The sequence below is a fragment of the Streptomyces globisporus C-1027 genome, from assembly GCF_000261345.2.
In the GTDB taxonomy this organism is placed as follows: domain Bacteria; phylum Actinomycetota; class Actinomycetes; order Streptomycetales; family Streptomycetaceae; genus Streptomyces; species Streptomyces pakalii.
This window is the reverse complement of record NZ_CP013738.1, coordinates 840,418-856,320: the sequence shown is the minus strand read 5'-3', so window position 1 is coordinate 856,320 and position 15,903 is coordinate 840,418. Positions and strand designations below refer to the sequence as shown.

The following is a 15,903-nucleotide window of genomic DNA, read 5'->3' as shown; positions in this document are numbered from 1 at the left end:
AGGGGTCGCGTTGCCGGCGGCCGTAGGGGGTCCCTCGGGACGAGGCCGTGGCGAAGTGGTGCCCGTGACGTCAGGCGACCACGAAGGCTCGGCGGGCGCATCTCGGCCGGTCCGTTCGTGCGAGGGAGACGCCTGACGCCATGCATTCAGCCGATGCGAGTTCTTGGAGGCCGGCCCGCGAGTTCAGCGGAGTCCGCGGCAGTGCCCGGGAGGCGGTCATGTGCTCTCTGCCAGTGGCAAGGGCCGAGCCGGGGTACACGTCCGTGAACCCCGGCTCGGCCGCAGCGGTGAGGTTGGCCGCAGCGCGGGTGACACGCTCTGGCTGAGGTGCTGCCATCACGACGCGGACGATGTCGGGGGTGTGGTCGGCGTAGGTCAGAGCCTTTCAGATGCTGCTGTGATCGGTGCCACCTGCTGGGGCTACTGCACAACCTGGTCGCAGCGAGACCGGGGCGGCTGACCATAGTTGGGGTTGATCAGCGGCGGCTGCCGGCGGCGCAGGCGAAGTACCCGCCGCCGAGGCTGCGGACGTTGTGGCCGTGCCGGGTCGGGGTGTGCTCGCGCAGTCCCACTTGGTAGTGGAAGATCAGTGCTCCGTCTGTGCGTGGTTCCCGGTGTCGGTCCTCACGCGCCGGTTCCCTTCAGGGAGGCGAGGGCGGCGTCCAGGCGGAGGGTGGCTTCCCGGGCCACGGGCGCCATCGCGTCGAGTCCGGTCAGCGTGACCATGGTGCCGGGATCGACGGCCTGCACGACCACCTGGTCGCCGTCGGCGCGCACGACGACGTTGCACGGCAGCAGCAGGCCGATCGAGCGGTCGGCTTCCAGGGCCTGGTGTGCGAGGGGCGGGTTGCAGGCGCCGAGGATCAGGTAGGGCTCCATGTCATGCCCGAGCTTCGCCTTCAGTGTGGCCTGCACGTCGATCTCCGTCAGGATCCCGAAGCCCTGCTCGGCCAGTGCGTCACGGACCTCGCTCTGAACCTGCTCGAACGTCCCCTTCACGCTCACGGTGCGGTCGTAGCCCATTGCCTGCCTCCTTGTTCGCGGGAGCGGTCGGCCGGAGCACCGGCCGGTCTGCCGTGCGGATGACTGCTGCCACCCGAGTCGAAATATACCCCCGGGGGTAAGGGTGCTACGGTGGATTGCATACCCCGGGGGGTAATTCTCGCACGGAAGGAGCATCACGGTGTTTTTCGTTGACGTGATCGAGCTGGAGGGTCTGGGCAACCGCAGCTATCTCGCCGGCGGTCCGGCGGCCGCGGTGGCCGTCGATCCGCCCCGGGACATCGATCAGGTGCTGGCAGCGGCCGCCCGGCGCGGGGTCCGTATCTCGCACGTGGTGGAGACCCATATCCACAACGACTACGTCACCGGCGGACTGGAGCTGGCCCGGATCACGGGCGCCGTCTACCTGGTGCCCGCCGGTGCGCACGTCTCCTTCGCCCGCACTCCCGTGCACGACGGGGACACGGTCGACATTGACGGCACCGCCGGCCTGGACCTGGCGGCGATGGCGACTCCCGGGCACACTCCGCACCACACCGCGTACGTGCTGCGGGAGGCGGGCCGGCCGGTGGCCGCGTTCACCGGCGGGTCCCTGCTGATCGGTACGGTCGGTCGTCCCGATCTCGTCGAGCCCCGTCTGACCGAGGAGTTGGCGCGTGCCCAGCACGCCTCGGCGCACCGCCTGGCCGAAGTGCTGCCCGACGAGACGGCCGTGCTGCCCACCCACGGGTTCGGCAGCTTCTGTTCCTCCGCGCAGGCCGACGGCGACAGCACGACGATCGGCAAGGAGAAGACGGCGAACGCGGCCCTGACGGTGGACGTGGACACGTTCGTCGCCGACCTGCTCGCCGGACTGGAGGACGTGCCCGCCTATTACGCGCACATGGGCCCGGCCAACGCCGGCGGGCCCGACCCGGTCGACATGACTCCGCCCGCGGTCGCCGATCCGCGGGAGATCGCCACCCGGCTCGCGGCCGGGGAGTGGGTCGTGGACCTGCGTAGCCGGATCGCCTTCGCCGAGGGGCATGTCGCGGGCTCGTTCAACTTCGAGCTGGACGGCAAGCTCGCGACGTATCTGGCCTGGATGATTCCGTGGGGCAAGCCCGTGACCCTGCTCGCGGAGAGTGCCGAGCAGTTGGCGGCGGCCCAGCGGGAGCTGGTCCGCGTCGGCATCGACCGGCCCGCCTCCGCCGCGACCGGTGGACCGGCGCAATGGCTGCGTGAAGGGGAGCGTCCTGCCTCGTTCGCCCGCGCCACCTTCGCCGAGCTGGCAGGTCAGGACCTGGACGAGGTCGTGGTGCTGGACGTGCGCCGCGATTCCGAGCGGGCCGAAGGCTGGATAGCCGGCTCGGTGCACATCCCGATCCACCAGGTGCACCAGCGCATCGGTGAGGTACCGGACGGGACGGTGTGGGTGCACTGCGCGGGCGGAATGCGCGCTGGTATCGCCGCCTCCCTGTTGGACGCCGCCGGTCGGCGGGTGGTGGCCGTGGACGACGGCTTCGACGCTGCCGAGAAGGCCGGGCTGACCGTCGTGACGGGCTGACCAGGCACCAGCACCAGGCGGGCGCCCCCGCACGGGGCGCCGACGAAAGATGAGGCGAGTATCTGATGTTCCTCTTCCGCAAGAGCCGAAAGCGCTTGTCCGTCGACGAGGCGCAGGACATCACCGATGGTGATCAGTCCGATGCCGTTCTGCTGGACGTGCGCGAGAAAGACGAGTGGAAATCCGGGCATGCCCCCAACGCTGTGCACGCCCCGCTGACCGGCCTGGTCACGGCTGGGGCCCTGCCCGCGACTGCGCAGGGCCGGGCGCTGGTGGTGATCTGTCGCAGCGGGCACCGCTCGCAGCAGGCCGCGAAGCTCCTGGCCGAACGGGGCGCGGACGCGGTGGACGTGGAGGGCGGCATGAACGCGTGGGCCGCCGCCGGGTATCCGGTCGTCGACGAGCGCGGGAACAGCGGCTCGATAGCGTGAGCACCCTCATACTCGCCCTCGTCGCCGGGGCTGTCATCGGTCTGGCCCTCGGCGCCCTGGGTGGTGGCGGCAGCGTCCTCGCGGTCCCCGCGCTGATCTACCTGCTCGGTTTCTCACCGGCCTCGGCCACCACCGCCAGCCTGATCATCGTCACCGCGACTTCCGCCACTGCCCTGTACGCCCACGCCCGCGACGGCAACGTCGCCTGGAAGACCGGCGCCCCGTTCGCACTCGCGGGCATCGTGCCCGCCTTCCTCGCCGGGGCCGCCTCCGGGCACCTGCCCGCCGCCGTACTCACCGCAGCGTTCGCAGCCATCGCCGCCCTGGCCGCCCTGCGCATGCTGCGCCCCACCGGATCGGCGCCGCCCGAGCGGATACGTCCGGCCAAAGCGGCCGCCACCGGAGCCGGGCTCGGCGCCGTCACCGGGTTCCTCGGCGTCGGCGGTGGGTTCCTCGCCGTCCCCGCCCTGGTCAGCGCCCTCGGGCTGCGGATGAAGCAGGCAGTGGGCACCAGCCTCCTGGTCATCACCGTCAGCTCCCTGGCCGCCCTCACCGCCAGAACAGGGGCTGGAGGAGCCGTGCGCTGGGAAGTGATCGCCCCCTTCACCGCAGCGGCGATCCTCGGCGCCTGGGACGGAAAACGCCTGTCCACCAAGATTAGCGGGCAGCGCCTCCAGCGCATCTTCGCCTACGTTCTGCTGGCGGTGGCGCTCTGGATGCTCATAGACGTCGTCATCTGAGCCGAGCGGTGAGCACCATCACCGCCGCGCTCCGGTCGGCCTCATCAGGCCAGGGACAGGAACAGCTTCTCCAGCCGGGCGCGCATCTCATCCCGGTCCTCGCCGGAGCGACTGCCGTCCTCCATCTCGGTGAGGCACTGCTGGAGCCCGGTGGCGATGATCGCGAAACCCGCCCGGTCCAGAGCCCGGGACGCAGCCGCCAACTGCGTCACGACCTCCTCGCAGTCCCGCCCCTCCTCGATCATCCGGATCACCCCGGAGATCTGCCCCTGCGCCCGGCGCAGCCGGTTCAGAACCGCTTTCAGCTCCGCGCCCGCCAGATCAAGCTCCATCATCACTCCTCATCACATACCCCCAGGGGTAAATATACTCCCCCCGTGTGGGAGCCCCGCCGACAGCAAAGGATGACACCCGCCATGACCACGCCCACCGCACTCGGTACCGGTGAAGCCCGCACCCGCCTGCACGAACTGACCGTCATCGACGTCCGCACCCCAGGCGAATACGCCGCAGGTCACCTGCCCGGGGCCCTGAACATCCCCCTGGACCACATCCAGCGCGCCCTGTCCGACATCCGCGACGCTGCACACCGCAAGGACGTACTGGTCGTCTGCGCATCCGGTGCCCGCTCCGGAAACGCCTGCAAGATCCTCGCCGAGAACGGCATCACCACCTCGACCCTCTCCGGCGGCACCGGAGCCTGGGCTGCCGGCGGCCACGAACTCCACCGTCCGCAGGGCTCGGCCCGCACCGTGTGGGGCATGGAGCGCCAGGTCCGTCTCACTGCCGGTGCCCTCGTCCTGCTCGGCCTTCTGCTCGGCGTTCTCATCCACCCGGCCTTCCAGATCCTGTCGGCCGGCATCGCTGCTGGGCTGGTCTTCTCCGCGCTCACCAACACCTGCGGCATGGCAGCGATCCTCGCGAAGCTCCCGTACAACCGACCCCGCGCCCTCGACTTCGACCGCACGCTGGCGGAACTGCGCAGCCGCTGACCGAGCACGACGGGGAACGGGGCGGCATGCGCTCGTACCCGTTGCTGCGTATTGATGTGGGTGCTTTGACCGAGGAGGGGGCATGCGGCCCTGCCCGGTACCGATCAGCCCACAGCGCACCCAGTCCTACCGCTCCTGGGTCGGTCGGAGAGAGGTGGGGACCGACCGGCCCTGGCCCGGCACGGTGCCCGGTGCCAGCCTGGGAGAAGTCAATCCTTCGAAGAAGGGTGGTGGGCATCATGCAGGCGCCGCTGGTGGTGGGGGTCGACGGCTCTGAATCCAGTCTCCAAGCGGTGGACTGGGCCGCTGACGAGGCCGCGCGTCATGCGACTCCGCTGAGGATGGTGTACGCCTCGCTCTGGGAGCGGTACGAGGGAGCGGTACCGACGGGCGGCCTGGAACGGCCGGCGGGTCGTGTTCTCGCCGAGAACATCCTCGGCGCCGCTGCCGAGCGTGCACGGCTCCGCGTGCCCGCTCTGGCGGTCTCCACCGACGTCCTCGCCGAGGACGCCACCAGCGCCCTTCTGAGAGAGGGCGCCTCGGCCTCGGCAGTTGTCGTCGGTTCACGGGGACGAGGTCAACTGGCCTCCGTGTTGCTGGGCTCGGTGAGCCTCGTGGTGGCGGCCCGCAGCGTGTGTCCCGTGGTCGTGGTGCGTGGGGACGAGGTGGCGCTTGCCTCCCGACACGAACGTATCCTCCTGGGGGTGGGCGGCAGGGATGTCGGGGCTCCTGCGGTGCGCTTCGCCTTCCATGAGGCGGCCACTCGCGGGTGCGCACTCCACGTGCTCAAGACGTGGCGCCAACCTGCCGGGAGACCTGCCGAGCACCAGCTCGTCACCGGCGATCCGGCAGACTCGGCGGAAGCACGCGCCGCCGCCCTCCTCGACAAGGCACTCGAAGGACCGGCCCGGGAGTACCCGGATGTCCCGGTGAGCAGGGCCACCCCGGAGGGGCCGGCCGCCAAGATCTTGGTCGAGCGATCCGCCGCAGCCGACCTGCTGGTCGTCGGAGCACGACGTCAGGGAAGCTTCATCGGCCTCGAGCTCGGCAGGGTGGTCCACCGAGCGCTGCACCACTCCGCGTGCCCCGTCGCCGTCGTGCCCCAGCGCGTCAACGATGCTGCGACGACAGATGCCTGAGTCCCCACACCGCACCGCCCTCCGCGCTGCGTCCGCTCCTGGCTCTGGCTAGCGTGAAGTGCAGGACCCGCTCGGAGGGAGAAGCCGAGGAGTAAGGAGCCAGCGATGTCCTCAACGCCACCTCCGGCCAAAGGCGACCTGGGCCGACGCATCGCGGCACGCCGCCTCCAGCTCGGACTGTCACGGCAGGACGTGGCGCTGCGGGCAGGGGCCGCGCCCGGTTATATCGAGTACGTCGAGGAACAGCCCGCCACGCCGGGCGTCGGCTTTCTGCTCAGGCTTGCCGACGCGCTGGAGACCACGGTTCAGGAACTGTCAGGGGGTGCGGGCGACCTGCCGCCCGCCGTTGGCCGCGGAGCCCGTAGAGCTCGGATGGTCGAACTCGACGAGGGCACGTGCTGGACGCGGCTGGGAGACCACGGCGTAGGACGGGTTGCCCTGACTCTGGAGGACGGACCCGTCGTGCTGCCGGTCAACTACCAGGTGCTGGACGGCGAGGTCATGTTCAGGACGGGAGACGATTCCCCGCTCGCTGCTGCCGCGGACACGGAGATCGCCTTCGAGGCCGACCATTTCGACGACGCCTTCAGTAGAGGCTGGAGCGTGTTGATCGTGGGAACCGTTCGACCGGTTGCGGACGGTGATGCGTCCCGGCAGCTCAGGGAAGCGGCATTCTCGACTCCCTGGGCAGGACAAGAGCGTGAACACGTCATGCTCCTGAGGGCCAGGCGCATCACGGGGCGGAGGATTCTCGTTCCCGATGCCCCGGGAGACGCCTACTGACGCGGCCCGTGCGGCCCTGGTGCTTCGGCCTGGCTCGAAGCCAGGGAGATGCTGCCCACGGCTGAGGTCAGTCATACGGGCACTACGGCCACCGGCGCGGAGGCGTGGTGGATCACAGCATGGGCGACGTGGCCGATGTGGGGACCCACATGTCGGCTGCCGCGCCGTCCGACCACGACCAGCTCGGCTCCCCGGGACGCCCGGACGAGCTCACTGGCCGGCGGAGCCATGACCAAGGTCTCGGAGACGCTGACCTGCGGAAACTTCTCCCGCCAGGGGCGCAGCATGTCGTTCAGTTCCTGGGCGGCGTGCTGACCGACTCCACTGCCCACGCTCGGGTCCAGGATCGCTGCGTATGTGTACGTCGCCGGGAGAGACCAGCTGTGTACTACCTGCAGTCCCGAACTTGCGCGGGCCGCTTGTTCGAAGGCGAAGGCGAGCAGAGGGTCGCAGGGGTGGGAGACGTCGATACCCACGACAATCCCCGGGTTGCCGGCAGAGGCTTCCTCGGTGGGGGAGGCGGTATCGGTCCCCTCCGGACGTACGAGGACGACCGGGCTCCGCGTCTTCGCCACGACACCCAGAGAAACCGAGCCGATCAGGAAGCCGACAAGTGATCCGAGCCCCCGTGAACCCAGCGCGGTGACCACCGATTCGTCCGCGGCGCGCGTCAGCTCGTCGATGGCCCGGCCCTGCACCAGTTCCGTGGTCACCTCAAGACCGGGGTGGTCCCGGCGGGCCCGGTCCGCAGTCTCCTGCAGCAGGGCTTCGTACCGTTCGACGAGTGACTGTGTGAAGGTCTGCGGTATCTCCGGAGTGACCGGCCACTCCTCCACGTGTACGAGATGCAGCGGGGCGTCGCGCAGCATGGCCTCACGAGCGGCCCACCGCGCTGCCGCGAGACCCTCGGGGGATTCGTCCAGGCCGACAGTGACGTGGCGTGTCATGACAGTGCCTCCTCGGTGTACGGGGCTCCTGGTGCGGAAGTCTGTGACCAGCTTCCCGCCGTGATCCGGAAGGTGGGGAGGGCCGACAGGTCTCGATCGGGACCGAACGGCCCATGTCTGCCATGCGCCGCGGTGGAACCGTGGTGAGGGCAGGTCTCTGGACCATTCCGAGGAGGAGTCATGACCAGCGCAGCTCCCCGCCCAGTCGAACTCGGGCCCCTTGTCGTCGGTGTGGACGCGTCGGCCCCGGCGCGCACGGCCGCGCTGTGGGCTGCGGAGGAAGCGGACCGTCGTGGTCGGCCCCTTCATGTCGTCCATGCTGCTGACACCGACCACCGCATGCTCTACGCGGGTGTGGAAGCCATCCAGGCGATCCGCGAGGCGGGCAGGGACCTGCTGATCGATACGGCGGAAGCAGTGGGCCACCGACACCCCGGCCTGACGGTGACGCGAGAGTTGAGTCGTCTGAGCCCGGTGAGCGGGCTGCGCGCGGCGGCTGGTGAGCGGGGCACCATCGTCGTGGGCAGCAGAGGCCTGGGCGGCTTCGATGCCCTGATGCTCGGGTCTGTCGGCTTGGGGCTCGTCGCTCGGACCGAGGTTCCCGTGATCGTTGTGAGGGGCGAGCCGGACCGGCCTGCGACCGGTGTGATCACAGCTGCGGTGCGCGGCTCGTCCGACCTCGACTGGCTGATGCTGGCAGCCGCCGAGGCTCAGGTCCGCAAGGCTTCCCTTCGCTTGCTGAGCGTCTGCAACGTCCTGGCTCAGGTCGGTGCGGTCACCACCATGCTCGACAGCCTCGGCGAGGTCGCCGAACAACAGGTGCACGAGGTATCGGCGATGGCGATACGGATACGGGAGACGTGTCCCGATCTCACGGTCACGCACCACGTCGAGACGGGGACCAGTGTGCCCGGAATCCTGGTGGAGGCCTCGAAGCACACCGATCTGATGGTTCTGGGCAGCCGTCGCCACGTGCTGGGCCTCGGTCCGGCGCTCGGCAGGGTCAGCCATGCCGTTCTCCATCACGGGCACTGTCCCATCGAGATCGTCCCCCCTCAGTACGTGGACCCGGGCGACCAGGAGTGACTCCGCACCTGCGGGGCGGGTCGGCCTCGCCCCCGGGGGTGCGCCCCACCGGTGCTGATGATCTACCGCCTACGTACGCGCAACCACGGAGACTCCCATGACGTCGCGGCACTACGTGATTCCGTTCGCGGAGCTCGGCCGACAGGACATCCCGAGCGTCGGCGGGAAGAATGCCTCGCTCGGTGAGCTGACCGCACACCTCGGCGCCGCAGGTGTGCGCGTCCCGCCCGGATTCGCCACGACTGCTCAGGCGTACGAGGAACTCCTGGCCGCGCACGGCCTGCGCGCCTCCATCGAGGACCAGATCGCGCGTCTGCGTGACGGCACCCCGCTGGCAGAAGTCGGGCGGGCCATCCGCGCGCTGATACTCCGCGAACCACTGCCCCCGTCGCTTCCCGGCGAAATCGTCACGGCATACGAGGATCTCGCTCGCGGCACGGGCGGCGAGGCCCCCTCCGTAGCCGTGCGCAGCAGCGCCACTGCCGAAGACCTGCCCGAGGCCAGTTTCGCCGGTCAGCAGGATACGTACCTCAATGTGCGCGGGCCTGAACAGCTGCTCGAATCCTGCCATCGCTGCTTTGCCTCGCTGTTCACCGACCGTGCCATCGACTACCGGGAACGCATGGGCTTCGACCATCTGTCCGTCGCGCTGTCGGTGGGTGTCCAGGTCATGGTCCGCGCAGACCTGGCCGGCGCAGGAGTGATCTTCACCCTGGACCCCGAGACCGGATTCCCCGACGTGATCGTGGTCAGTGCGGCATGGGGACTCGGCGAGACGGTGGTGAGCGGGCAGGTGGATCCTGATGAGTACACCGTCTTCAAGCCCAGCCTCAAGAACCCCTCCCTGAACCCGCTGATCGATATGCGGGTGGGCGCCAAACGTCGCAAGACCGTGTACATGGACAGCGGACTCACTCACACCGTGGACACGACTCCGGCCGAACGGGCACAACGGGTGCTCGGCGACGACGACATCCGCCTCCTCGCCGGATGGGCCAGAGCTGTCGAGGAGCACTACGGCTGCCCGATGGACCTGGAATGGGCCAAGGACGGAGTCACCGGAGAGCTCGCGATCGTCCAGGCCCGCCCCGAGACCGTGCAGTCCCGACGGCGCCTCACCGCGATCCGTGAATGCCGGCTGGAGGCTGACCCCGGCCGGCCACTGATCGAAGGTACAGCCGTCGGGGAGGCGATCGGACAGGGACCGGTCGTACGGCTGACCGCCCCGGTCGCCCGGGAGACGTTTCCCGAGGGCGGCGTCCTGGTCACCTCTCTCACCGACCCGGACTGGGAGCCTGTGATGAAGCGTGCCTCGGCGATCATCACCGATCACGGCGGACGCACGTCCCACGCTGCCATCGTCAGCCGGGAACTCGGAGTCCCGGCTGTCATCGGCACCGGCTCGGCGACGCGTGTCCTGACGCAGGGGAGCGACGTCACGGTGTCCTGCGCGGAAGGAGACCGCGGGCGCGTCTACGACGGTCTGATCCCGTACGAGGAGCGCGAGACCGATCTGTCGGCCGTCGCGAAGACGCGTACGCGCATCATGCTCAATCTCGCCGACCCGTCCGCCGCCCTGAGGTGGTGGCGCCTTCCGGCCGACGGGGTCGGGCTCGCCCGGCTGGAGTTCATCGTCGCTCATCAGGTGAAGGCCCATCCCATGGCGCTGCTTCACCCGGAGGAGCTCGACGCGGACGACCGCCGCGGCATCGAGCGACTCACCGAGGGATACCAGGACCGGGGTGCGTACTTCGTCGACCGGCTTTCCCGGGGCGTCGCCCGGATCGCCGCATCGCGCTGGCCCGACCCCGTGGTGGTGCGTACCAGCGACTTCAAGACCAACGAGTACGCGCGACTGCTCGGAGGCCGCCCTTTCGAGCCGGACGAGGCGAACCCGATGATCGGCTGGCGGGGGGCCAGCCGCTACTACAGCGACGGATACCGCGAGGGATTCGCCTTGGAATGCCGCGCCTTGCGCCGGGTCCGCGACGAGATGGGCCTGACCAACGTCGTCGTCATGATTCCGTTCTGCCGGACGCCCGGCGAGGCCGACCGGGCGCTCGACGTGATGGGCGAGCAAGGCCTCAGGCGCGGCCACAACGGGCTGAAGGTCTACGTCATGGCTGAGATACCCTCCAACATCATTCTTGTTCGGGACTTCTCCGAACGGTTCGACGGCTTCTCCATCGGAAGCAACGACCTGACCCAGCTGACGCTCGGCGTCGATCGGGACTCGGAAGCGCTCGCCCATCTGTTCGACGAGAGCGGACCGGCTGTCACGCGCAGCATCGAGCGCCTGGTGGCCGGCGCGCATGAGGCCGGTCGTGGAGTCGGTCTGTGCGGTCAGAGGCCCAGTGACGATCCGGCTTTCACCGAGTTCCTCGTGAAAGCCGGTATCGACTCGATCTCTGTGGCTCCGGACAGCTTCGCGACGGTGAAGCAACACGTGGCGCGCGCCGAGAGCACCCGCACACAGGGGGACGTTCCCGCGGAGATACAGGATTAGGTGTCTGACATGCCTGGCACACGACTGCTGATCGCCTACGGAAGCAAGCACGGAGCGACACAGGGAATCGCTGAGGAGCTGGGAGAGGAACTCCGCTCCAAGGGGGTCGACGCGGTGGTGATACCCGCCGACCGTGTCAACGATGTGAGCGACTACGACGGTGTGATTCTCGGGGGCGCTGTCTACGCCGGACGCTGGCACGTCGAGGCCCGCCGATGCGCCCGCCGCCATGCGGACGAGCTGAGGAGGCGGTCCGTCTGGCTCTTCAGCAGTGGTCCGGTCGACGATTCGGCCGAGCGGCGCGATATCGCGCCGGTGCGCGGGGTCGCCCGCTGGATGCAGCGTCTCGGCGCCCGGGAGCACATCACGTTCGGTGGAGCGCTCACAGAGCAGACGCCCGGCCTGATTGCCCACAGCATGGTCCGGCACGGGAAGGGCGGCGACTTCCGCAACCCGGAACGCATCCGCCGGTGGGCCGATCACATCGCATCCCAACTCGGCTCGTCCAGCTGATCTGTCGCGCGGTGCTGGGCCGTTGCGAGGCAGGAGGACAGCATGGTGAAGGGCACCGACTACGAGCCGTCTGGTGACGACGGCCGCTCCACGGCTCTGCCATCCGTGCGGCCCTTCGGCTCGTCCGACGAGGTCACGCGACGGGGCCAGCGATGACGCAGACACCGACCGGAGGCCAGGGCAATGCCTTTCCCACCCCGGGCGAGGCATTCGATCCCAGCGAGCCCGTTCCCCGTCTGAGACGTGAACTCTCCACCGGTCCCGAGGGGCTCTCCGCGCGCGAGGCCTCGCGGCGCCTGGCTGTCCACGGCCCCAACGAAGTGCGGTCCAAGGCGCGTTCCTCCATCATTCGCGACGTGTCAGCTCAGCTGGCCCACCCTCTGGCCCTCTTGCTCTGGGCTGCCGCGGCCCTCGCCTTCGTAGCCGGACTGGGCGTGCTGGGCTGGGCGATCCTCGCCGTGATCGCGGTCAACGCCGCCTTCGCGCTGCTCCAAGAACGTCAGGCCGAACGGGCCGTCGAGACCCTCGCCCACTACCTGCCCGAACAGGCCTTCGTCGTGCGGGACGGCAGGACACAGCAGATCGAGGCCCGGGACCTTGTTCCGGGCGACGTGATCCTCCTGGAGGAAGGGGGCAAGATCCCGGCCGACGCGCGGGTGACCGAGGGCGGAGTCGAGGTCGACCTCTCCATGCTGACAGGGGAGTCCGCGCCCGTGGAGAGGACGGATGCCGCCGGTCGGGCGGGGGCTCCGCTCATCGAGGAACCCAACCTCGTATTCAGCGGGACGACCTGTCTGGGAGGGCAGGCCCGGGCCACGGTCTTCGCGACGGGGGACCGCACGGAACTCGGACGTATCGCGGCACTCAGCCAGCGTTCCCGACGTGAGCCGAGTCCTCTGGAACAGCAGGTCAAGAAGGTGGCTTGGCTCATCGCCGCTGTAGCTGTCGCGATGGGAATGGTCTTCCTCGTCGTCGGGGTGGCCGTCGGTTTGCCTCTCACCGACTCCTTGACGTTCGCGATCGGCCTCCTGGTCGCCAACGTACCCGAAGGCCTGCTCCCGACGATCACGCTCGCACTCGCGGTGGGCGTACGGTCACTCGCCCGCCGGGGAGCGGTGGTGAAGCGGCTGAGTGCTGTGGAGACCCTGGGCTCCACGGACGTCATCTGCACCGACAAGACCGGCACACTGACCCTCAACCGAATGCGGCTGCAGGCGGTGTGGACCCCTGCTCATGGCGCCTCGCCCGGCCCATGGGCGGCTGAGCTCGCGCACACCGCCTCGCTGTGCACCACTGTCACCCGTACGGAGAAGGGGGCCCTGCAGGGCGATCCCACGGAGAAGGCCCTCGTCGAAGGTGCGGCCGACCGGGGCATGCCCCTGGACCTGGCCGAGCGTGACGCGGGGCGGCAGTCGCTGTTCCGGTTCGACCCACGGCTCCGGTTGATGTCGGTCGTTCAGAGGAGCGAGGGGACCGTGCCTTTCCGGGTCGTGGTCAAAGGAGCCCCCGAAGCCGTGCTGCCCCAGGTCCACGCCCAGGCGGACGTGGCGCCGGCACGTGAGGCCGCGGAGAGCATGGCGAGGAAGGGCATGCGCGTCCTCGCGGTCGCGGGCCGGGAGTGCCCCATGGGCGCGGAAGCCCCGTCGCAGCGCGAGGACGCCGAATCCGAGCTGACGCTGCTGGGGCTGGTCGGGCTCTACGATCAACCGCGCACGGAGGTTGCCGAGGCCGTACGCCGTTGCCACGAAGCAGGGATCCGCGTGCTCATCGTGACCGGCGACAACGGTGCCACTGCGGCTGCCGTGGCTCGTGAAGTAGGGATAGGAGTTCCGCGTCTGCACGTCGTAGCCGCCTCCGAATCGATCACCGACGAGGAGCTGGACCGCCTTCTGGTCGAGGACGACGTGGAAGTGGTCTTCGCGAGGTCCTCGCCGGAGACGAAGCTCAAAGTGGCCGACGCCCTGCGTGCCCACGGCCGGATCGTGGCGATGACGGGGGACGGCGTGAACGACGCACCGGCTCTGCACCGAGCCCACATCGGTGTGGCCATGGGCAAGTCAGGCACCGACGTGGCTCGTGAGGCCGCCACCATGGTGCTGACCGACGACGACTTCGCCACCATCGTCGCCGCGGTCGAATCCGGACGACGTGTCTACGACAACGTACGCAAGTTCATCGTCTACATCTTCGCGCACACCACACCCGAGGTGGTGCCGTTCCTCGTGTTCGCGCTGTCGGCCGGAGCCGTCCCGCTCCCGCTCACCGTGCTGCAGATCCTCGCCATCGACCTGGGCACCGAAACCCTGCCCGCACTGGCCCTGGGCCGCGAACGATCCGAGCCCGGCACCATGAAACGCCCGCCCCGACCGCACCGCCAAGGAGTCATCTCCCGTGACATGCTGATACGCAGCTGGGGCTACCTCGGTCTCGTATCGGCGGCCCTGGTCATGGGAGCGTTCTTCTACGTGCTCTGGCGCTCGGGCTGGACCCCCGGAGCACCCACCGGCGACGGGGCGGCCCTCCACCACGCCTACACCATGGCCACCACAGCCACCTTCGCCGGCATCGTCACCTGCCAGGTCGGCACCGCGATCGCGGCCCGCACCGACCACGCCGCCCTACGGGACATCGGCCTGTTCACCAACCCGCTGCTACTGGCAGGCATCGCCTTCGAACTCGTCTTCACCGCAGCCCTCGTCTATCTCCCACCGCTCCAGGACCTGTTCGGCACGGCTGCGCTGCCCTGGGACGTCGTCGCGCTGGTCGCCACCTTCCCCTTCATCGTCTGGGGAACGGATGAGATGCGACGCGCACGCAGGCGTCACAGCCGGCCGGACGCGGGATCGGCAGAGCCGGTCGGCCCGGTACGCTCCTCCGGCCGGCCATGATGCCTCCGTGACGCGAGCCGCTCCCGCACCTGCGCGGTGACCTCCTCCAGCCGCGCCGAGGACCGTGGCACCGGTGGCACGGGCTCTTCGACGCGCCGGGCGTCCGGCGGCAGTTCGGCGAGGTCGGCTTCGAACCGTGCACGGGCCGCGCCCAGATCATCGGGCGGCCCGCTCCGCACCCCGTCACGCATGACCGTCCGAAGCAGCGGCTCCGTGTCTGCGGGCGGCTCTTCGGTCTCCAGGCCGATGACGTCCTGGAGACCTGGACCACGGAACACCTGCTTGGGCGCGGGAGCGGTGACCTTGGCCGAGGAGAGCTTCATGACCGGTGTGCCGTCGTACTCGACCAGCTTGTACGCAGCGTCGAGATAGGGCGCGTCGGCGGCGACACCGACGCGTGTACCCAGGGCGAAGACGTCAATGGGTGCTCCGCCGCGCACCAGGGCGTCGACCCCGTACTCGTCCAGACCTCCACTCGCGATGATCCTCACGTCTCGCAGCCCGGCCGCGTCAAGCGTCTCGCGGGCCCTGCGCGCGAGCAGCCCGAGATCGCCGCTGTCCAGCCGGATGCCACACCCCGGGCCGCGCGCCAGGTCCGAAAGGACCCGGGCGGCGGTCTCCACCCCCCGGTCGGTGTCGTACGTGTCGACCAGGAAGGTCAGGGGCCCCCGGTGAGTTCGGGCGAAAGCCCGAAAGGCCTCTTCCTCGGAGCGGAAGCACTCGATGTAGGAGTGAGCCATGGTGCCGGACGCGTCGATACCGTACCGGGCCGCGGCGGCGACGTTGCTGGTGCCCGCGAAGCCCACCATGGCGCACAACCGGGCGGCTTGGGAGCCTGCTTCCGGACCGTGGCACCGCCGCAGGGAGAAATCGACGAGTGGACGTCCCGCCGCCGCAAGGACGCACCGTCCGGCCTTGGCGGCGACCGCCGTCTCATGACAGACCAACGACAAGAGGTACGTCTCCACCAACTGGGCCTGCGGCAGCGGGGCGGTGACCTCGAGCAACGGCTCTCCTGCGAAGACCAGCCGTCCCTCGGGAACAGCCCGGACCTGGCCGCCGAAAGCCAGTCCTCGCAGCGGCGCGAGGTCCTCGGGCGGGAGGTGGAGCACGGACGCGAACTCGTTCGCGTCCGACGCCTCGACCCGGAACCCGGAAAGGTAGTCGAGTGCGGGTTCTAGCCCCGCCGCGACGAGGAATCCCCGTCCGGGAGGCAGGTTTCTCGCGAAGAGGCTGAACGTGGCAGGTGCCTGCATGCCCTCATGCACGTAGGACAGGGCCATCGTGACCTCGTACAGATCTGTCGTGGTCACCTGGGACATGCTTCGAG

General features: G+C 69.4%; 14 protein-coding genes. 10 read left to right on the top strand and 4 right to left on the bottom strand.

Annotated features, from left to right (window positions below; genetic code table 11):
* Nucleotides 1-624 precede the first annotated feature (624 nt).
* Nucleotides 625-1,023 carry a DUF302 domain-containing protein gene (locus WQO_RS03595; RefSeq protein WP_010056187.1) on the bottom strand — a complete coding sequence of 133 codons (399 nt, stop codon included), beginning with the start codon at nt 1,021-1,023 and terminating at the stop codon, nt 625-627.
* Between the two features lie 160 nt (nt 1,024-1,183).
* Here WQO_RS03595 and WQO_RS03590 point away from each other — a divergent pair, with 160 nt between their 5' ends.
* The 3 genes from WQO_RS03590 to WQO_RS03580 all read left to right on the top strand — a co-directional run bounded on the left by WQO_RS03590 (nt 1,184) and on the right by WQO_RS03580 (nt 3,719).
* Nucleotides 1,184-2,548, top strand: a complete 1,365-nt coding sequence (locus WQO_RS03590; protein WP_029181864.1) for an MBL fold metallo-hydrolase — start codon at nt 1,184-1,186, stop codon at nt 2,546-2,548.
* A 65-nt stretch (nt 2,549-2,613) separates the two neighbouring features.
* Entirely contained in the window at nt 2,614-2,979 is a 366-nt protein-coding gene (locus WQO_RS03585) for a rhodanese-like domain-containing protein (RefSeq protein WP_010056189.1), read from the top strand.
* Complete coding sequence (locus tag WQO_RS03580; RefSeq protein ID WP_010056190.1) at nt 2,976-3,719, top strand: sulfite exporter TauE/SafE family protein; 744 nt, start codon at nt 2,976-2,978, stop codon at nt 3,717-3,719. Before WQO_RS03585 ends, WQO_RS03580 begins: the two co-directional genes overlap by 4 nt.
* A gap of 44 nt (nt 3,720-3,763) precedes the next feature.
* Here the strand turns inward: WQO_RS03580 and WQO_RS03575 are convergent, their stop codons facing one another.
* Nucleotides 3,764-4,051 carry a metal-sensitive transcriptional regulator gene (locus WQO_RS03575; RefSeq protein ID WP_010056191.1) on the bottom strand — a complete coding sequence of 96 codons (288 nt, stop codon included), beginning with the start codon at nt 4,049-4,051 and terminating at the stop codon, nt 3,764-3,766.
* 84 nt (nt 4,052-4,135) lie between these two features.
* Here WQO_RS03575 and WQO_RS03570 point away from each other — a divergent pair, with 84 nt between their 5' ends.
* The 3 genes from WQO_RS03570 to WQO_RS03560 all read left to right on the top strand — a co-directional run bounded on the left by WQO_RS03570 (nt 4,136) and on the right by WQO_RS03560 (nt 6,633).
* Complete coding sequence (locus tag WQO_RS03570) at nt 4,136-4,711, top strand: rhodanese-like domain-containing protein (RefSeq protein ID WP_010056192.1); 576 nt, start codon at nt 4,136-4,138, stop codon at nt 4,709-4,711.
* Nucleotides 4,712-4,941: 230 nt separating this feature from the next.
* A complete protein-coding gene (locus tag WQO_RS03565) occupies nt 4,942-5,850 on the top strand; it encodes a universal stress protein (protein WP_010056193.1) in 909 nt (302 codons plus the stop codon).
* A 105-nt stretch (nt 5,851-5,955) separates the two neighbouring features.
* Nucleotides 5,956-6,633: a helix-turn-helix domain-containing protein gene (locus WQO_RS03560; protein ID WP_010056194.1), complete on the top strand. Its 678-nt coding sequence runs from the start codon at nt 5,956-5,958 to the stop codon at nt 6,631-6,633.
* 71 nt (nt 6,634-6,704) lie between these two features.
* On the opposite strand, the gene WQO_RS03555 is transcribed toward WQO_RS03560, so the two are convergent.
* Nucleotides 6,705-7,580, bottom strand: a complete 876-nt coding sequence (locus tag WQO_RS03555; protein ID WP_010056197.1) for a universal stress protein — start codon at nt 7,578-7,580, stop codon at nt 6,705-6,707.
* Between the two features lie 180 nt (nt 7,581-7,760).
* Between WQO_RS03555 and WQO_RS03550 the strand changes: the two genes are divergently transcribed.
* From WQO_RS03550 to WQO_RS03535, 4 genes are all read left to right on the top strand, one after another.
* The gene (locus WQO_RS03550) at nt 7,761-8,666 is read left to right on the top strand and encodes a universal stress protein (RefSeq protein WP_010056198.1); all 906 of its coding nucleotides are present in this window, start codon (nt 7,761-7,763) and stop codon (nt 8,664-8,666) included.
* Nucleotides 8,667-8,763: 97 nt separating this feature from the next.
* A complete protein-coding gene (gene ppsA / locus WQO_RS03545; protein WP_010056199.1) occupies nt 8,764-11,172 on the top strand; it encodes a phosphoenolpyruvate synthase in 2,409 nt (802 codons plus the stop codon).
* Between the two features lie 9 nt (nt 11,173-11,181).
* Nucleotides 11,182-11,685 carry a flavodoxin domain-containing protein gene (locus tag WQO_RS03540; protein WP_010056200.1) on the top strand — a complete coding sequence of 168 codons (504 nt, stop codon included), beginning with the start codon at nt 11,182-11,184 and terminating at the stop codon, nt 11,683-11,685.
* 152 nt (nt 11,686-11,837) lie between these two features.
* On the top strand, nt 11,838-14,573 hold the full coding sequence (locus WQO_RS03535; RefSeq protein WP_010056201.1) for a cation-translocating P-type ATPase: 2,736 nt from the start codon (nt 11,838-11,840) through the stop codon (nt 14,571-14,573).
* On the opposite strand, the gene WQO_RS03530 is transcribed toward WQO_RS03535, so the two are convergent.
* On the bottom strand, nt 14,507-15,895 hold the full coding sequence (locus WQO_RS03530) for a nicotinate phosphoribosyltransferase (RefSeq protein ID WP_010056202.1): 1,389 nt from the start codon (nt 15,893-15,895) through the stop codon (nt 14,507-14,509). The genes WQO_RS03535 and WQO_RS03530 overlap by 67 nt on opposite strands.
* Nucleotides 15,896-15,903 lie beyond the last annotated feature (8 nt).